17 protein-coding genes are annotated in these 13,906 nt (G+C 66.6%); 6 read left to right on the forward strand and 11 right to left on the reverse strand.

What is annotated here, in order from left to right; all coding sequences use genetic code 11:
- Positions 1–3: 3 nt before the first annotated feature.
- Entirely contained in the window at positions 4–453 is a 450-nt protein-coding gene (locus RH858_RS01115) for a DUF5799 family protein (RefSeq protein ID WP_259533354.1), read from the reverse strand.
- 79 nt (positions 454–532) lie between these two features.
- Positions 533–1,438: an enoyl-CoA hydratase-related protein gene (locus RH858_RS01120; RefSeq protein ID WP_259533355.1), complete on the reverse strand. Its 906-nt coding sequence runs from the start codon at positions 1,436–1,438 to the stop codon at positions 533–535.
- A gap of 79 nt (positions 1,439–1,517) precedes the next feature.
- On the opposite strand from RH858_RS01120, the gene RH858_RS01125 reads away from it, so the two are divergent.
- Positions 1,518–1,997 (forward strand): halocyanin domain-containing protein, encoded by a 480-nt coding sequence (locus RH858_RS01125; RefSeq protein WP_259533357.1) that lies wholly within the window; start codon positions 1,518–1,520, stop codon positions 1,995–1,997.
- A 70-nt stretch (positions 1,998–2,067) separates the two neighbouring features.
- Here the strand turns inward: RH858_RS01125 and cobT are convergent, their stop codons facing one another.
- A complete protein-coding gene (gene cobT / locus RH858_RS01130) occupies positions 2,068–3,096 on the reverse strand; it encodes a nicotinate-nucleotide--dimethylbenzimidazole phosphoribosyltransferase (protein WP_259533358.1) in 1,029 nt (342 codons plus the stop codon).
- A gap of 100 nt (positions 3,097–3,196) precedes the next feature.
- Positions 3,197–3,907 carry a cob(I)yrinic acid a,c-diamide adenosyltransferase gene (locus RH858_RS01135; RefSeq protein ID WP_259533359.1) on the reverse strand — a complete coding sequence of 237 codons (711 nt, stop codon included), beginning with the start codon at positions 3,905–3,907 and terminating at the stop codon, positions 3,197–3,199.
- Positions 3,908–4,066: 159 nt separating this feature from the next.
- Here RH858_RS01135 and RH858_RS01140 point away from each other — a divergent pair, with 159 nt between their 5' ends.
- Entirely contained in the window at positions 4,067–5,623 is a 1,557-nt protein-coding gene (locus tag RH858_RS01140) for a 2-isopropylmalate synthase (protein WP_303650976.1), read from the forward strand.
- Positions 5,624–5,854: 231 nt separating this feature from the next.
- Here RH858_RS01140 and RH858_RS01145 read toward each other — a convergent pair whose 3' ends face one another.
- From RH858_RS01145 to RH858_RS01165, 5 genes are all read right to left on the reverse strand, one after another.
- Positions 5,855–6,670, reverse strand: a complete 816-nt coding sequence (locus tag RH858_RS01145) for a carbon-nitrogen family hydrolase (RefSeq protein WP_310560969.1) — start codon at positions 6,668–6,670, stop codon at positions 5,855–5,857.
- A complete protein-coding gene (locus RH858_RS01150; protein ID WP_259533362.1) occupies positions 6,667–7,107 on the reverse strand; it encodes an SRPBCC family protein in 441 nt (146 codons plus the stop codon). Before RH858_RS01150 ends, RH858_RS01145 begins: the two co-directional genes overlap by 4 nt.
- 126 nt (positions 7,108–7,233) lie before the next feature.
- On the reverse strand, positions 7,234–7,674 hold the full coding sequence (locus RH858_RS01155; protein WP_259533363.1) for a hypothetical protein: 441 nt from the start codon (positions 7,672–7,674) through the stop codon (positions 7,234–7,236).
- A 60-nt stretch (positions 7,675–7,734) separates the two neighbouring features.
- Positions 7,735–7,959 (reverse strand): hypothetical protein, encoded by a 225-nt coding sequence (locus RH858_RS01160; protein WP_259533364.1) that lies wholly within the window; start codon positions 7,957–7,959, stop codon positions 7,735–7,737.
- Positions 7,960–8,041: 82 nt separating this feature from the next.
- Complete coding sequence (locus RH858_RS01165; RefSeq protein ID WP_259536536.1) at positions 8,042–8,227, reverse strand: hypothetical protein; 186 nt, start codon at positions 8,225–8,227, stop codon at positions 8,042–8,044.
- A 167-nt stretch (positions 8,228–8,394) separates the two neighbouring features.
- Between RH858_RS01165 and RH858_RS01170 the strand changes: the two genes are divergently transcribed.
- Entirely contained in the window at positions 8,395–9,213 is an 819-nt protein-coding gene (locus tag RH858_RS01170) for a hypothetical protein (RefSeq protein WP_259533365.1), read from the forward strand.
- A gap of 14 nt (positions 9,214–9,227) precedes the next feature.
- Here the strand turns inward: RH858_RS01170 and RH858_RS01175 are convergent, their stop codons facing one another.
- Both RH858_RS01175 and RH858_RS01180 read right to left on the reverse strand, forming a co-directional pair.
- A complete protein-coding gene (locus RH858_RS01175; protein ID WP_310560970.1) occupies positions 9,228–10,337 on the reverse strand; it encodes an acetamidase/formamidase family protein in 1,110 nt (369 codons plus the stop codon).
- Positions 10,338–10,445: 108 nt separating this feature from the next.
- Positions 10,446–11,084, reverse strand: a complete 639-nt coding sequence (locus RH858_RS01180; protein ID WP_259533367.1) for a hypothetical protein — start codon at positions 11,082–11,084, stop codon at positions 10,446–10,448.
- A 92-nt stretch (positions 11,085–11,176) separates the two neighbouring features.
- Here RH858_RS01180 and mch point away from each other — a divergent pair, with 92 nt between their 5' ends.
- The 3 genes from mch to RH858_RS01195 are packed head-to-tail and all read left to right on the forward strand — an operon-like array spanning position 11,177 to position 13,890.
- Positions 11,177–12,121 (forward strand): methenyltetrahydromethanopterin cyclohydrolase, encoded by a 945-nt coding sequence (mch, locus tag RH858_RS01185; RefSeq protein WP_259533368.1) that lies wholly within the window; start codon positions 11,177–11,179, stop codon positions 12,119–12,121.
- 4 nt (positions 12,122–12,125) lie between these two features.
- Entirely contained in the window at positions 12,126–12,635 is a 510-nt protein-coding gene (locus tag RH858_RS01190; protein ID WP_259533370.1) for a hypothetical protein, read from the forward strand.
- Between the two features lie 49 nt (positions 12,636–12,684).
- On the forward strand, positions 12,685–13,890 hold the full coding sequence (locus RH858_RS01195; RefSeq protein ID WP_259533371.1) for a potassium channel family protein: 1,206 nt from the start codon (positions 12,685–12,687) through the stop codon (positions 13,888–13,890).
- Positions 13,891–13,906 lie beyond the last annotated feature (16 nt).

The following is a 13,906-nucleotide window of genomic DNA, read 5'->3' on the forward strand; positions in this document are numbered from 1 at the left end:
GGGTTACTCCTGATAGGCGATTCTGACCTGCTCGAAGCGGTTGTTCGCTTCCAGGTGTGCCTGGAGTTCGTCGGCGTACTCCTGGGTGAGTTGCTCTGCAGCCTCGAGCCGCTCTGCATCGACACCGTCCTCGCCGCCGAGTCCGAGCGCGCTTTTTATCCCGTCGAGTAGCCCGCCGGAGCCCGATCCGCCGGATCCACCGCCTGCCCCGCCACCCATCGCGGCCATCTGATCCTGGATATTGTCCAGTTCGGGCATGATGCTGGGCAATTTCTCCGTGTCGGCGACGATCCGTGCCCGGTCGGGATCGTCGGCGTGTTCGATTTCGAACTCCGTGGCGGTCATGATAAGTCCCCACTCCTGGCTGGAGAACTCCGATGCCTGCACCCGGTCGTTGAACTCCCTGTCGACGGCCATTCGCTCGCCGACGATCGCGTCGGTCCAGTCACTCATACCCGTAGGTTCGGTGCATCGGAGGAAAGCGTTGTGCTCGCCCTCGCGATCGTCACGTTCGTCGGGCTGTCCTCGGCGGCTACCGGCCGGAAAACTCCGGCTCCCGCCGCTCGAGGAATGCCTCGGCACCCTCCCTGTGGTCTCGCGAGGCCAGTGCGGCGGCCTGGGCCTCGGCCTCGCGCTCGATCGTGGCCGAAAGCGACCGCCCGCCGGTGTCCCGAAGCAGCCGCTTGGAGGCGCGAAGCGCGATCGGCGGGCCGCTCGCCACGCGTTCGGCGAACTCCCGAACTCCCTTCTCGAACTCGCCGTCGGTGTACACGTGGTTTACCAATCCCCGCTCCCGTGCGCGTTCGGCGTCCAGCTGTTCGCCGGTGAAAACCAGCTCGCGGGCGACGTTGTCGCCGACGAACCGGGGCAGGAAGTACGACACCCCCGAATCGATCGCGAGGCCGACCTCCCGAAACCCGAACCCGATCCGGGCGTCCTCGTGAGCCAGCTGGAGGTCACACGCAAGCGCCAGCGCCCCACCGGCGCCGATCGCCGGGCCGTCGATCGCGGCAACGGTCGGGAACTCGCATTCGGCCGTCCGCCTGACGCATCTGGCCGTGTTCCGGATGACGTGTCGAACTGCCGCTTCCAGCGGGAGGTCGGTCGTCTGAAGCTGTGCCATCGCGGCGACGTCCCCGCCGGCACAGAAGGCGGGACCCCGTCCCTCGAGGACGACACACCGGATGTCTGAACCTTCGATCGCGTCGATCGCATCGACGATCCCGTCGGCCATCTCCCGCGAGAGGGCGTTCCGCCGGTCCGGGTCGTCCAGCACGAGTCTGACGACGCCCTCCGGATCGCCCGCTCGGTGGGCTTCGAGGTCAATGACGTCGCTGTCTACGGTCACGTCTGTCGGATCGGGCCGATCGATCGCCTCGGAGCCGCCGTCGGCTCTGCGGTCGGTGTCTCGACGGGCGCCCTCGGAGCGGTCGTTCATGGGGATGGGTCCTCCGGCGCCGTAAAAAATCTCCCGACGGGAACGAACCGCTCTTTGGCGATCGGCACGTACCGCCGGTATGCAAACGCAGTCGGCAGACCGGGGGGAGTCGGATCGTCCCTCCGGTGTCGTTTCCCGCCGTCGCCTCCTCGAAGGGCTGGGTGCGGCTGTCGCGGCCGCCGGACTCGCGGGCTGTCTCGGGGACGGCGACATCGAGGAGGAAACGTATGGGGACTGGTTCCGGGGCGCCAACAACTTCGAGGGCACCGTCGATCGGACCGGGGAACCGGAGGTCGTCGTCGAGGTCGGAACCGGAAACGGCCTCTCGTATGATCCCGCTGCAGTCCGGGTTTCGACGGGCACGACCGTCATCTGGGACTGGACCGGGATCGGGGGGCAACACGACGTCGTCGAGGTCGATCGGGCGTTCGAAAGCGAGCTGTATCTCGAGGACGGACGACAGTTCAGCCACACGTTCGAGGAGGCGGGGGTGTACAAGTACGTCTGTACGCCCCACCGAACCAGCGGGATGAAAGGCGCCATACACGTCGTCGAGTGACGCCCGAGTCGCTGCCGGCCAATGCGCCCGAGTCGCTGCCGGCCAATGCGCCCGGGCCGCGCGCACCTGCCTACGTGGGAATCCCGGCTTCCTCGAAGGTCGCCATCTCCCGGAGCGCCCTACAGGCGCCGCGGTAGATGCCGATCGCGACCGCCGCGCCGGTGCCCTCCCCGAGCCGCATGTCGAAGTCGAACAACGGCTCCAGGCCGAGCGCGTCGTGTTGGACGTCGTGGCCGTCCTCCACGGAACGGTGGGACGGCAGCAGGTAGCGGCTCACGCGTTCGTCGATCGCCCACGCGGAAAGCGCCGCCGCGCCGGTGATGAACCCGTCGACGACGACCGGAATCCGCCGGCTGGACGCCTCGAGCGCGACGCCGGCGAGTCCGGCGAGTTCGAACCCGCCCACTGCACGGAGCACGTCGACGCCGTCCTCGGGGTCCAGTTCGCGGTCGGCGAGCGCTTGCCGAATCACCGCGACCTTTCGATCGAGCCCCTCGTCGTCGATGCCACTCCCCCGACCGGTCACGTCGGCGGGATCCGAGCCGGTAATCGCCGCCGTGACGGCGGCGCTCGCGGTCGTGTTGCCGATCCCCATGTCGCCGAGCGCGATCACGTCGGCGTCGGCGGCGTGTTCGGCGACGACCGCTCGTCCCGCCTCGATCGCTTCGATCACCTCCTCGCGGCTCATTGCAGGCCCCTCTGCGAGGTTTGCGGTCCCGTCGGCGACGGGCTTTCGGATCACTCGGCCGTTGCCGTCGTAGTCGCCGACGACGCCGACGTCGACGATGAGGTTCTCTGCGCCCGCGGTGCGTGCGAGCGCGTTGACGCCGGCGCCATCGTGGGCGAAGTTCTCGACCATCGCCGCCGTCACCGACTGCGGGAACGCGCTCACTCCCTCTTCGACGACACCGTGGTCGGCCGCCATCGTCACGACGACCGGGGAGTCGATCGACGGCGTCGGATCGCCGACCATCCCCGCGATCCGGACGGAAAGCTCCTCGAGTCGGCCCAGGCTGCCGGGCGGCTTGGTGAGCTGGTCCTGTCGCTTTCTCGCGCGGTCCATCGCGGATTCGTCCAGCTGCGGGATGTCGAACTCCATCGGTTCGGCTGCCGGCGGGTGATTCAATAAAGCTTTCCAACTCGACTTTTGAGATCACAACTCGATTTGTTCTCCGCTCGAAGCGGTTCGACGGTCGGTCTCAAAACTCGGTGCCCTTGCGGGCGGGGTAGCCACCTTCGAGAGGGTGTTTCTCCTTTTTCACCTGGCTTATCAGTTCCGCGTGTTCCGACAGGTAGTCGGGTCGGCTGTGGCTGCCGGTACAGATCAACTCGAGGTTCTCGGGTTTGTCCTCGATCAGTCCGAGAACGTCGTCGGGGGAGAGCAGCTCCCGGTCGACCGCATAAAGGATCTCGTCGAGCACGAGCATGTGGATCCCGTCTTCCGGCGGCCCGTCCAGCGGGAGCGGTTCACGGAGATCCGTCTCCCGTGTCGACTCCAGGAGCTCCTGACCCCGGGCCAGTGCCCCCCGTGCTTTCGCCTCGTGTTCGTTGTCGGCGGTCCCGTCGAGAAATCCGTACCAGCCGTAGTGGCCGGTGTTCTCGTAGCTGATCCCGGGCACCATCGCCATCGCGTTGTACTCGCCCCGAACGTCCTCGACACTTTCCGTTCCGCCTTTCAGGAACTGGAGCACGTGCACCCGGTAGCCGTGTCCAGCCGCCCGGAACGCCATGCCGAGGGCGGCGGTGGTCTTCCCCTTTCCGTCGCCCCACCACGCCTGTACCAGGCCGAACTCCTCGGGGACCGACGGCTCGATCGGGTGTGCGGTCAGTCTCGATTCGCCGTCGCCGGTGTCGGCGTCCGTGTCGCCGTCTTCATCTGCCGTTCCGGTGTATTCGTCTCGGTCCGTCACGGGCGATGGTTACACTGAAACGGCGTATAGCTGTCGCTGCTCCGCCAGGCAATACCTGCCAGATCGTCCAGTTTAAGTACCCTGCCTCCAGAGGGGAAGGTACCATGTCGGATCTTTCCAACACCGGCACGGAGGATAGACCAAGTCGCCTCACGGCGGCTGGCCGAGAAATTCTCCGGTAACGCACGAGACGTATTCGGTCCCGAGTCGTTCTCGGGAGAGGTTTCGCTTCTGGACACGACGCTTCGCGACGGCGAGCAGATGCCGGGCGTCTCGCTCACCCCGACGGACAAGGTGTCGATCGCCCGCACGCTCGACGCGGTGGGCGTCTCGACCGTCGAGGCTGGCAGCGCCTGCACCTCCGAGGGCGAGCGCGAGGCGATCGCCCGGGTCGCAAGAGAGGGCCTCGACGCACGGGTGACCAGCTTCGCCCGCGGCGTCCGCGCCGACGTCGATCACGCACTTTCCTGTGACGTCGACGGCATCAACCTCGTCGTCCCCGCTTCCGATCGCCACGTGGAGACGAAGGTGGGGACGACCCGCGAGGCGGTCGTCGACCGAACACGGGAACTCGTCGAGTACGCCAAAGACCACGACCTCTGGGTCGAGGTGCTCGGCGAGGACGGTTCCCGGGCGGATCCGGCGTTCCTCGAGCGGCTCCTCTCGGCGGGGATCGAGGCGGGCGCCGACCGGATCTGCTACTGTGACACCGTCGGCGCGGCGACCCCCGACGAGGTTGCCGAGGCGGTCGCGCGGCTCGAAACACACGGGCCCACGGGCGTTCACACTCACGATGACCTCGGGCTCGGGCTCGCGAACGCGCTTGCGGGAGTGAGCGCCGGGGCGGACTTCGTCCACGCCACCGTCGGCGGCGTCGGCGAGCGCGCCGGCAACGTCGCCCTGGAGGAGGTGGCGGTCGCCCTCGAGGAGGGGTACGGCGTCGAGACGGTGGACCTCGAGGGGCTCTACGAGCTCACCCGCAGGGTTGCCGACGTCACCGGTGTCGGCCATCCGCCGAACAAGGCTGTCTGCGGGGCGAACGCCTTCGCTCACGAGAGCGGGATCCACACCGACGGCACACTCAAGGACACCCGGATGTACGAGCCGTATCCGCCCGAACGCGTCGGCCGGGAGCGCCGGCTCGTTCTGGGGAAACACGCCGGACGGGCGGGCGTCAGGGCGGCGCTTTCGGAACACGGCGTCGACACCTCCCAGGAGGATCTCGACGCCGTCGTGGCTCGCGTCAAGGAACTCGGCGACCGGGGCAAACGCGTCACCGACGCCGACCTGCTGGCGATCGTCGAGGACGTCCAGGGGCGAACGCGGGATCGGACAGTGGAACTGCTGGATCTGTCTGCGACCTCCGGGGCAGGGGTGCCGACCGCGTCGGTGCGGCTCCGGATCGGCGACGCCGAGCGCATCGCCGCCGGTACCGGTTCCGGGCCGGTCGACGCGGCCGTCGAGGCGGTCCGGGAGGCGCTCGACGGCGTGGACTTCGATCTCGACTCCTACCACGTGGACGCGATCACCGGCGGGACGGACGCGGTCGTCACCGTCGAGGTCGACATCTCGCGTGGCGATCGGTCGGTGACCGTGTCGGCATCGGAGGCGGACATCACGCGGGCCAGCGTCGACGCCATGGTCGAGGGACTCGATCGGTTGCTCGCGGCGACCGACGACGACGTCCCCGGCGAAGTACCGGTGGCCTCGGACTGAAAACGGCGTCACGAAAACGCATCGGCCCGGCGACGTCGAAACGGACGGAAACGGGACGGGTGGACGAGGAGCCCGAGCGCGACGGGATCGGGAGTGTGGGAGCAGGCCGGATTGTGCCGACTCCAACGGCGAGAAAAGCGCCGTATCGTCGGCGTCAGTTCGTAACCGACTCACGGACATAAAGCCACCGGCTCCGGCGTCGGTCACCGGCGCCGAATCACCGGTGTCGAGTCACCGACGTCGATCCCGGAGGGACGGGAACTCCTCGCGGATCTCCCTCACTCGGCGGGGGTCGACGTCGGCGGTCACCGTCGCCGGCTCGTCGCCGGCGGCCGCTACCGTGGTTCCCCACGGGTTATACACCGCCGACCGACCCAGAAGCGTCGCCTCCTCGAACTCTCCGGATCCGTTGATCGTGGCCACGTACGCGAGGTTCTCCACAGCGCGGGCCCGCGACAGCGTCTTCCAGTGTTCGACACGGGGGTACGGCCACGCGCTGGGAACCAGTACGAGCGTCGCGCCCAGATCGACGAGTTCCCGGTACAGTTCCGGGAACCGGAGGTCGTAACACGTCGTCACGCCGACGGTGAACCCGCCGACATCGGCCGTGTCGATGCGTTCTCCAGGCGTCAACAGGCGGGTTTCCGCCGACTCGTACCCGAACAGGTGGTGTTTCCGATAGACGAGTTGCCGGGTCCCGGACGGATCGAAGAGCACCGCCGTGTTCGCGTAGCCGTCCGTCGCCGGCACGTCCACCCCGGACTCGGCGGAGGCAGAGAGATCTTCGACGACGCTACCCGACAGCAACCAGATCCCGTGATCTGCAGCCGCGTCGGCGAGTTCGCCCAGCCGGGCCCCCTCGAGCCCCTGGGCGACCCGCGGATAGGCGTCGAACGCGAAGTAGCCCGCGTCGAAAAGCTCCGGAAGCGCGACGACGTCCGCACCGTTTGCCGCCGCCTCCTCGATGCGCTGTAGGGCGCGTTCGAGGTTCCTGGCCACCTCGTCCGGTTCGATTTCGAGTTGACACAGCGCGAGCGAGACTGTCACGGGTCCACCTCTTCGATTCGATCGAGTTCGGCGCGCAGCGCCCGCTCCAGGTTCGACAGCTCCTCGTCGAGGTTCCGCTTGAAGAACCGCTCGACGCCGGGCAGTCGCCCCTCGACGATGAACTCGTTGTGGAGATTACAGCCGGTTTCGGTGGGTTCGATCTCGTGTTCGCCGGTCACCCGGAGCGCTTTCGACCGCCCGATGAACTTCACACGGTTCGGGGGTTCCATCCGCAGGTTCTCGGTTTCGACGGTCACCGTCGAGGAGATCACCGGGATCGGCAACGCCACGTGCCACGTCGCCGAACCGTCCTCGTGAACTTCGTAGGAGTCGACCACGCTTATCGCGGCGGCGCGCTTGTCTGGATCGGAGATGAACGCCCAGACATCGTCGGGATCGGAAGTGAACTCGAAGGTCCGGGAGACGCGAACGGTCATGTCCGACGGTAGGCTCCCACTCAAGAAAAGCGTCGGGGGGACAAAAACAGGTATTCAAGAGGGGGTGGCAATTCCCCGTCACGTGGCGCTCGCGTCGACAGTTTCGAGGACGTACCCTCGAGATGTTCACTCCGCGTCGGCGCCGGCCCTCGGACCGAACTGCTCTTCGTACTCCCGGTAGATCTCCCAGTACTCCTCGATCTCTTTCCACGGGTTCGGGCCACAGGCGACGTCCAGCTTCCACTTCAGTTCTCCTTCGATCCCGAACTGTTCCGACCGGCTGTGGCTCCGGACGTGCTGGAGTGGATTGACTTCGAGGTCCCGATCCCACGTCCCGGAGGTCAGCCGGTAGCAGTAGGCGATCTCTCCGTGGGCGTGCTCCTCCCAGCAGCCGCTCCTGTTGTGCGTTCGCAGGCGTTCGCCGACTTGTTCGGACTCCCCGACGTCCAGATAACAGTCGACCTCACCGTCGACGAGACAGACGACGACGTAGACGCCTCGGCGGTCGAGCGGTACCTTCGACACGTCGGTGAACGGTCCCTTGAACTCGTATCCAGCGATATCCATATATAAAACGACCCGTTCGGGCTACTTAAACGTAGATGCTCCACACGAACGGTCTTTTCCTCACTCGGGAGTCACGCGCCAGGTCGTCGATCGGGCACGACCCCACTTTTCGATCTCGACGTCCTCGGACTTCTCTGCGAGCTGGGGTAGACGCGCGCCGACCTGTTTCGAGGAGAGTCCGATCGCCTCCGCGATGGTCTTCGCGCGGAAGTACCGCTGTCCGCGCGAGACGCTGTCGTAGAGGTACGCGAGGATCCGTTGTTCCTCGTCGGTCAGCTCGGTCATCTTCACTGTAGGTAGGGGATTGTGAGCCTTAACGATTTCTTCGCCGATCGGACGGTCCGGCGCCGCGTGGAACAGTGTCGATTCAGCCGTCGAAGAGGTGGATGGCGCTTACGGCAAGCGACGCGGCGACGATCGCCACGAGGAACCCCCAGGCCCGGTCGAGCTGAGTCGGTCCGCCGTACAGGACGACGGCGCCGACGATCGCGACCGCCGACAGCGCGAGCATGAGTCCTAGTCCCATATCGGTCGACGCTGTGTGTTCTGCCATGCACGATGCTTCCGGGGGTCGGAACTTAGCTCCTGCGGTGCGGGGTTCGCCCCTGACACCGACCCGGATGCAGTACCGCGATGTCGTTCGCTTAACTCGGCTTAATTCGGGCTGATTCCGGGCGAGTATGTCGAACGTATAAGCGATGGGCTCGCTATGTGGCGAACATGAATCAGATCGTGGCGATCGCGATGGCGATCGTGATGGTGACGTCGGCGTTCGGTGCGACGGGAGGTGCGGCGCTGGACGCCGAGGATCGGACTGTGCTGGACGGCGACGTTCCAGTCGTCGGCCAGTTCCAGGCCGACGACACTCCTGGTGACGACGAAGACGGTACCGACACGAACGACGGCGACGCGGACGACGGTGCCGACGGCGACGCGAGGAACGACTCCGTCGCGCCAGGCGAGCAGTTCGGCGGTGTCGTCGGCGTCGGCGCCGCGGAGTTCAAAGGTGAACTCGACCGCCGCGCCTTCGCCGCAGCGATGGCCGCCGCCGACACCGACGAGGAACGCGCCCAGCTGATCGCCTCGCTGATCCAGCGGACCGAAGCACAGATCGAGGAGATGGAAAACCGCAACGCCTCGATCGCAGACCAGCGTCATCGAAGCGACCTCTCACACGGGATGCACAACGCCCGGATGGCAACGATGTACGCTGAAACGCGGAGCCTCGAACGGGCACTGGCTGACGCCAACGCGACGGCTGCGGACATCCCCGAGGAGACGCTCGAAGAGCAGGGGGTCGACGTGGCGAAAATCGATGAGCTTCGGGATCGCGCAGGCGAACTCGGTGGAGCCAACGTCGCCGAGACTGCACGCGAAATCGCCGGCCCCCACGCCGGTGACCGGCCAGGTCCGCCCGACGGGATGTCACACGGCCCGCCCGGTGACGGCGACCGCGGCCCCGGCCACGATGGCGGCGGCGCCGACGACCGCGGGCCAGATCACGACGACGATGACGACCGCGGCCACGGCGGTCGCTAACGCAGCTTTTCGCCCTATTCGTCCTCCGTTTCCGGGAATATACTCTCCGGGATGTACGCCGTGACAGTCCAGTTGGGCGCGTCGACGACTTCGCTGATCTTGAGATCCATCGCCGCCGAACAGAGGATGTACGCCTCCCCGCGGGTGAGTCCACGCTCGCCGGCGAGATACTCGATCATGTGCAGCGTCGCTTTCTTCGTCGCGTCCATCAGGTCGTCGCTGATCCCCGTCGTAGCGTACATCTGCTCGTCGTGACCCGTCGGCGTGAACGGTCCGGACGTCTCGAACTGCGGCTGTTCGATCGACATGTCCGTCCGGAGGGTGAACCGTGCGGTGACGAACATCGGCGCTTCGATCCCCGTCACGCACACCTCCCCGTCGCCCTGGGCGGCGTGACAGTCGCCGACCGAAAACAGCGCGCCGTCCGCCTCGACCGGGAGATAGACGGTGGAGCCGGCAGCCATGTGCTTTACGTCCATGTTGCCCCCGGTCGACCGGGGCGGCAGCGTGTCGTGTTCTCCCTCCTCGCCGGGGGCAACGCCGATCACGCCCGGGAACGGATCCAGTGGCACCTCGATCCCGTTTACGAACCGGCCGACGTCGCCCTCCAGGTCCCAGTAGTGCACACCGGCGTCGGGGAACTCCTCGGGGAGCAATCCGAGTCCCATCTCGCCGGGCAGGAACCCGGTGTATCCCCAGCCCTTGTGCTGGAGATCCAGAAGCTCTACCTGGAGGACGTCGCCGGGTTCGGCCCCCTCGATCGCGACCGGCCCGGTAAGGGGGTGAACCGGGTCGAAACTCACGTTCGCGAAGTCCTCGACGTCGGACTCGATGTCGACCTGTCTGTCTACCGCGTCGCGGCATTCGAACCGGACGACTTCGCCGTCCTCGACGGTCAAAATCGGATCCAGCGAGTTGTCCCACACCCGGTGGATGTTCTCCTCGCGGTCCGAGAGCCGGTAGTCGACCTCGTACTCCAGCGACTGCCCGCCGTGGCTGTGTTCGTGACTGTGGCAGTGAGTGTGCGCGTGGGCGTGCCCGTGTGCATGTCCGTGCCCGTGCCCGTGTCCGTGTCCGTCTCCGTGGCCGTGCCCGTGTCCGTCTCCGTGGTCGTGGTGTGTCATACAGTTGCAACATCTACCGCGGAGGTCTTAAATCGGACTGCCGGTGAGACGGCTGGACCTCCGAAACCACCCGAACTCGGCTCCCGCGCCCCGGTACACCGGCGCCTCTCAGCCGGCGTCGGGATTCGCCTGCCCGCCGACGTCGGATTCGCCGTCCGGGTTCCGGACGGTGACGTCGAACGTTGTGGTTTCGACAGTCTCCTCGAACTCGCCTTCGTTACCAGTGATCTCGACGCCGACGTAGAGTTCGACCGTCGTCGTCGCGGTTTCGTCGGCCTCCAGTTCCGGATCCCCGAACGACTCGGTGGTGACACCGTCGCCGACCGCCGTCGCGTCGATCGTCTCGAAGCTGAATGCAAGCGTCCCGTCGACGTCGTCGAACTCCCCGTCAACGTCCGCGATCGGAGCCTCAGTCGGCTCGTCGGGGGCGACCGACACGTCGGCCAGCAGGTCCATCCTTCCGTCGACGCTGGCGCCCAGCGTCAATCCGATCTCGGCCACTCCGCCGCCGAAGTTCCGCCAGTCGACGTCGATTTCGGGGGCGACGGTCACGGCGCTCACGCGGCCGTCGTTGCGCTCGACGGTCGGGGCGTCTTTGGCCTCGAACCGGGAGGAACCGGGATCGCTGACTGCGACCGCCGGGCGACTGCTCCGGTAGATCCCCGCCAGCGTGGTCCCGCCACCCGCCAGAAGCGGTGCGAGCAGTTTGAGGCCGGTGCGTCTCGTGAAGCGTGGGTTTTCTGTCACGGCACGCCCGGGTGGCTCGTAGTCCGGTTTGAATCCTCGGGGGCGCCGGCGACTGAGAAATCACTTACCGGATGGCGCTCGAAAGGGGGGTTATGGAGAGCATCAACCGGACGGCCATCGAGCTGATGGACGAGGCGCTGGACTTCGCCGAGGAGCTGGGAATCGTCGCGAGGGAACTCGGCTGTGGGGCGACCGTGCTCGACTTCGGTGTCGATGTCGACGCCGGGCTCGAAGCGGGGCTGTTGCTGTCGGAGATACAGACCGCGGGGCTGGCGACGGTTCAAACGCGGATGGACCGCGTGGCGGGCGCACCGACGCCGTACGTCGAGCTGTCGAGCGATCACCCTGCAATCGCGCTGTTGTGCTCCCAGAAAGCGGGCTGGGAGATCGACGTCGAGGGGTTCAACGGGCTCGGCTCCGGTCCCGCGCGGGCGCTCGTCGGAGAGGAGTCGGAGTTCCAGCGGGTCGGCTACTTCGACGAGTTCGACCTCACCGTGCTGGCGGTGGAGGCGATCGATCTCCCAGGCGACGACATCGCCGAACACGTCGCGGACCTGGCGGGCGTCGAACCGTCTGGGGTGTTCCTGCCCACCTTCGCACTCGGCTCGACCGTCGGCAGCGTGACGGCCGCCGCGCGCGCGGCCGAGCTCGCCGTCTTCCGGCTCTCGGAGCTGGGATACGACCCTCGGGACGTCATCACGGCGACTGGCTCCGCGCCGGTCGCGCCGGTCTCGTACGACGAATCCGTGGCGATGGGGCGGACCAACGACGCGGTCGCCTACGGTGGGGAGGTGTACCTCCAGGTCGCCGAAGAGTTCGATCGGTTCGAGGAGGTTCCCTCCAGCGCCCGCGAAGAGCACGACACGCCGTTCGTGGAGGTGTTCGAGGCGGTCGACTGGGATCTCTACGAGGTCGACGCGTCGGTGTTTGCGCCCGCCGTAGTCACGATCGACGTCCAGGACGGGCCGACGTACGTCTACGGCGAAACAGACGAGGAACTGCTCGCGGAGTCGTTCGGACATACGACCCCGAACTGACCCGATGCGGTTCAAGCCCGTCCCGACGGTGCCCGAGCGATCGTCGCTCGAGGACGTCCGCCGTGCGATACCGCTGGTCCCGGCGTCCGAACCGGACTGTAAGCGTCGGCTCCGTGAGCGACTGGACATCGACGAAACGGAAGCCGGGGCGTGGCTCGCGTTTCTCCGGGCGCTCGGACTGGTCGAACGTACCGCCCGAGGCTATCGCCGAACGCGCCGCGAGGAAACTTCGGAAACCCTCGACCGACCGTTTCGACGGCGGGTGTACGCTGCCGAGGAGGCGCTGACTGTGGTTTCCTCGGCGGATCGCCCCTTGACTGCCGCAGAGATCGCCGAGCGAATTACCCACTGCGAGCCGACCTGGGAGCGTCACCGGCGCGTCCACCACGACGAATATTGGCGGGAACGAACCGGACTGCTCCTCGAGTGGGCGGTCCGGCTGGATCTGGCAGACCGCATCGAGCCCGGGGAGAAATCAGCGGTGCCGACTTATCGACTGAAGACGCGCCGATGACCGCAGGTGCGTAATAACCCTTTTATCGCTTCCACGGAACGTATCGTTCATGAACTTGTTCGGGGGCCGAGACCCGGCCGAACCGGTGGAGTACGAACCCACCAGTGTGAAGGAGCTTCTGGTCGAGATGAAGGACACCTCGGAGCTGCTCATCGATCTGGCGTACTCGGCTGTCCTCCATCAAAGCGAGAACATCGCCCGGGAGGTTCTCGAACTCGAACACCGCATGGACGTCCTCCAGATGCGCGCCCGGATGAGTCTCATCCTCGCGGCCCGGAACCCCTCCGAGGCCGAACAGCTGGCTCCCGTCCTCGGGATCGTGGCGGGCGCGGACAAGGTATCCGACGCCGCCGGCGACATCGCGAAGATCGTCCTCGAGGACATCGGGCTCCCGGATGCGATGCGGGGTGCGCTCTCGGAGGCGGTCGAAGTGCTGGTTCGCGGCACGATCGCGCCGGACTCACCGTACGCCGGCCGAACGCTTTTGGACATCAACCTCGAGTCGGAGACCGGCGTCCGGGTGATCGCGATCCGGCGCGACGACGACTGGATCCTCAACCCCGGCCCGGAGACCGTTCTCGAAGACGGCGACGTCACCATCCTCCGGGGCCCGGAACCCAACATCGAGGAGGTGTACGAGCGGGCAACCGGTGACCCCTACGAGGTCGAACCGCCCGTCGAGTCCGACATCGACGACCTGGAGCGAGCGGTCGACTCGATCGTACTGATGAAGAACCTCTCGGAACTGGCGGTCGATCTGGCCTACGGGAGCGTGCTCTTCGACAACGAGGAACTGGCCGAAGAGGTGTCGAACCTCGAGGTCGAGGTGGACGCGCTGCAGTCGCGGTTCGAGGCGTGGACGCTCCAGGCGGCGAAAAACGCCGAGGATCCCGTCGCCCTGCGCGGGCTCATCCATCTCGGCGTCGCGACCGAGGAGGTGTCCGACGCGGCTCTGGAGATCACCGAAGGGGTGCTCCGGGACCTGGACGTCCACCCGGTCGTCGAGCTCGCGGTACGGGAATCCGACGAGATCATCACTCGAACGACGATCGCCGCCGGGAGCGCCCTCGACGGGACGGACGTCACGGAGGGGGTTCCCGACACAGACATTTCGACGAGCGTCATCGCGATCCGACGTCCCGAGGAGGGTTGGATCGTCGGTCCCGACATGAATACTGCCCTTCGTCCCGGGGACGTCGTGATCACGAAGGGTACCCGAACCTCAGCGGTGGAGTTCGCCGAACTGGCGACCTAGCCCGGACTGGTCCGGG

Origin of the sequence: Halalkaliarchaeum sp. AArc-GB (genome assembly GCF_031432225.1) — an archaeon.
In the GTDB taxonomy this organism is placed as follows: Archaea; Halobacteriota; Halobacteria; order Halobacteriales; family Haloferacaceae; genus Halalkaliarchaeum.

What these genes read in the sequence shown, in the direction of transcription:
- RH858_RS01155 (WP_259533363.1), bottom strand. Translation starts at nt 7,674, where the DNA reads ATGGATATCGCTGGATACGAGTTCAAGGGACCGTTCACCGACGTGTCG.
- RH858_RS01195 (WP_259533371.1), top strand. Translation starts at nt 12,685, where the DNA reads ATGAACTTGTTCGGGGGCCGAGACCCGGCCGAACCGGTGGAGTACGAA.
- RH858_RS01160 (WP_259533364.1), bottom strand. Translation starts at nt 7,959, where the DNA reads ATGACCGAGCTGACCGACGAGGAACAACGGATCCTCGCGTACCTCTAC.
- mch (WP_259533368.1), top strand. Translation starts at nt 11,177, where the DNA reads ATGGAGAGCATCAACCGGACGGCCATCGAGCTGATGGACGAGGCGCTG.
- RH858_RS01115 (WP_259533354.1), bottom strand. Translation starts at nt 453, where the DNA reads ATGAGTGACTGGACCGACGCGATCGTCGGCGAGCGAATGGCCGTCGAC.
- RH858_RS01170 (WP_259533365.1), top strand. Translation starts at nt 8,395, where the DNA reads ATGAATCAGATCGTGGCGATCGCGATGGCGATCGTGATGGTGACGTCG.
- RH858_RS01175 (WP_310560970.1), bottom strand. Translation starts at nt 10,337, where the DNA reads ATGACACACCACGACCACGGAGACGGACACGGGCACGGCCACGGAGAC.
- RH858_RS01125 (WP_259533357.1), top strand. Translation starts at nt 1,518, where the DNA reads ATGCAAACGCAGTCGGCAGACCGGGGGGAGTCGGATCGTCCCTCCGGT.
- RH858_RS01120 (WP_259533355.1), bottom strand. Translation starts at nt 1,438, where the DNA reads ATGAACGACCGCTCCGAGGGCGCCCGTCGAGACACCGACCGCAGAGCC.
- RH858_RS01190 (WP_259533370.1), top strand. Translation starts at nt 12,126, where the DNA reads ATGCGGTTCAAGCCCGTCCCGACGGTGCCCGAGCGATCGTCGCTCGAG.
- RH858_RS01165 (WP_259536536.1), bottom strand. Translation starts at nt 8,227, where the DNA reads ATGGCAGAACACACAGCGTCGACCGATATGGGACTAGGACTCATGCTC.
- RH858_RS01150 (WP_259533362.1), bottom strand. Translation starts at nt 7,107, where the DNA reads ATGACCGTTCGCGTCTCCCGGACCTTCGAGTTCACTTCCGATCCCGAC.
- cobT (WP_259533358.1), bottom strand. Translation starts at nt 3,096, where the DNA reads ATGGAGTTCGACATCCCGCAGCTGGACGAATCCGCGATGGACCGCGCG.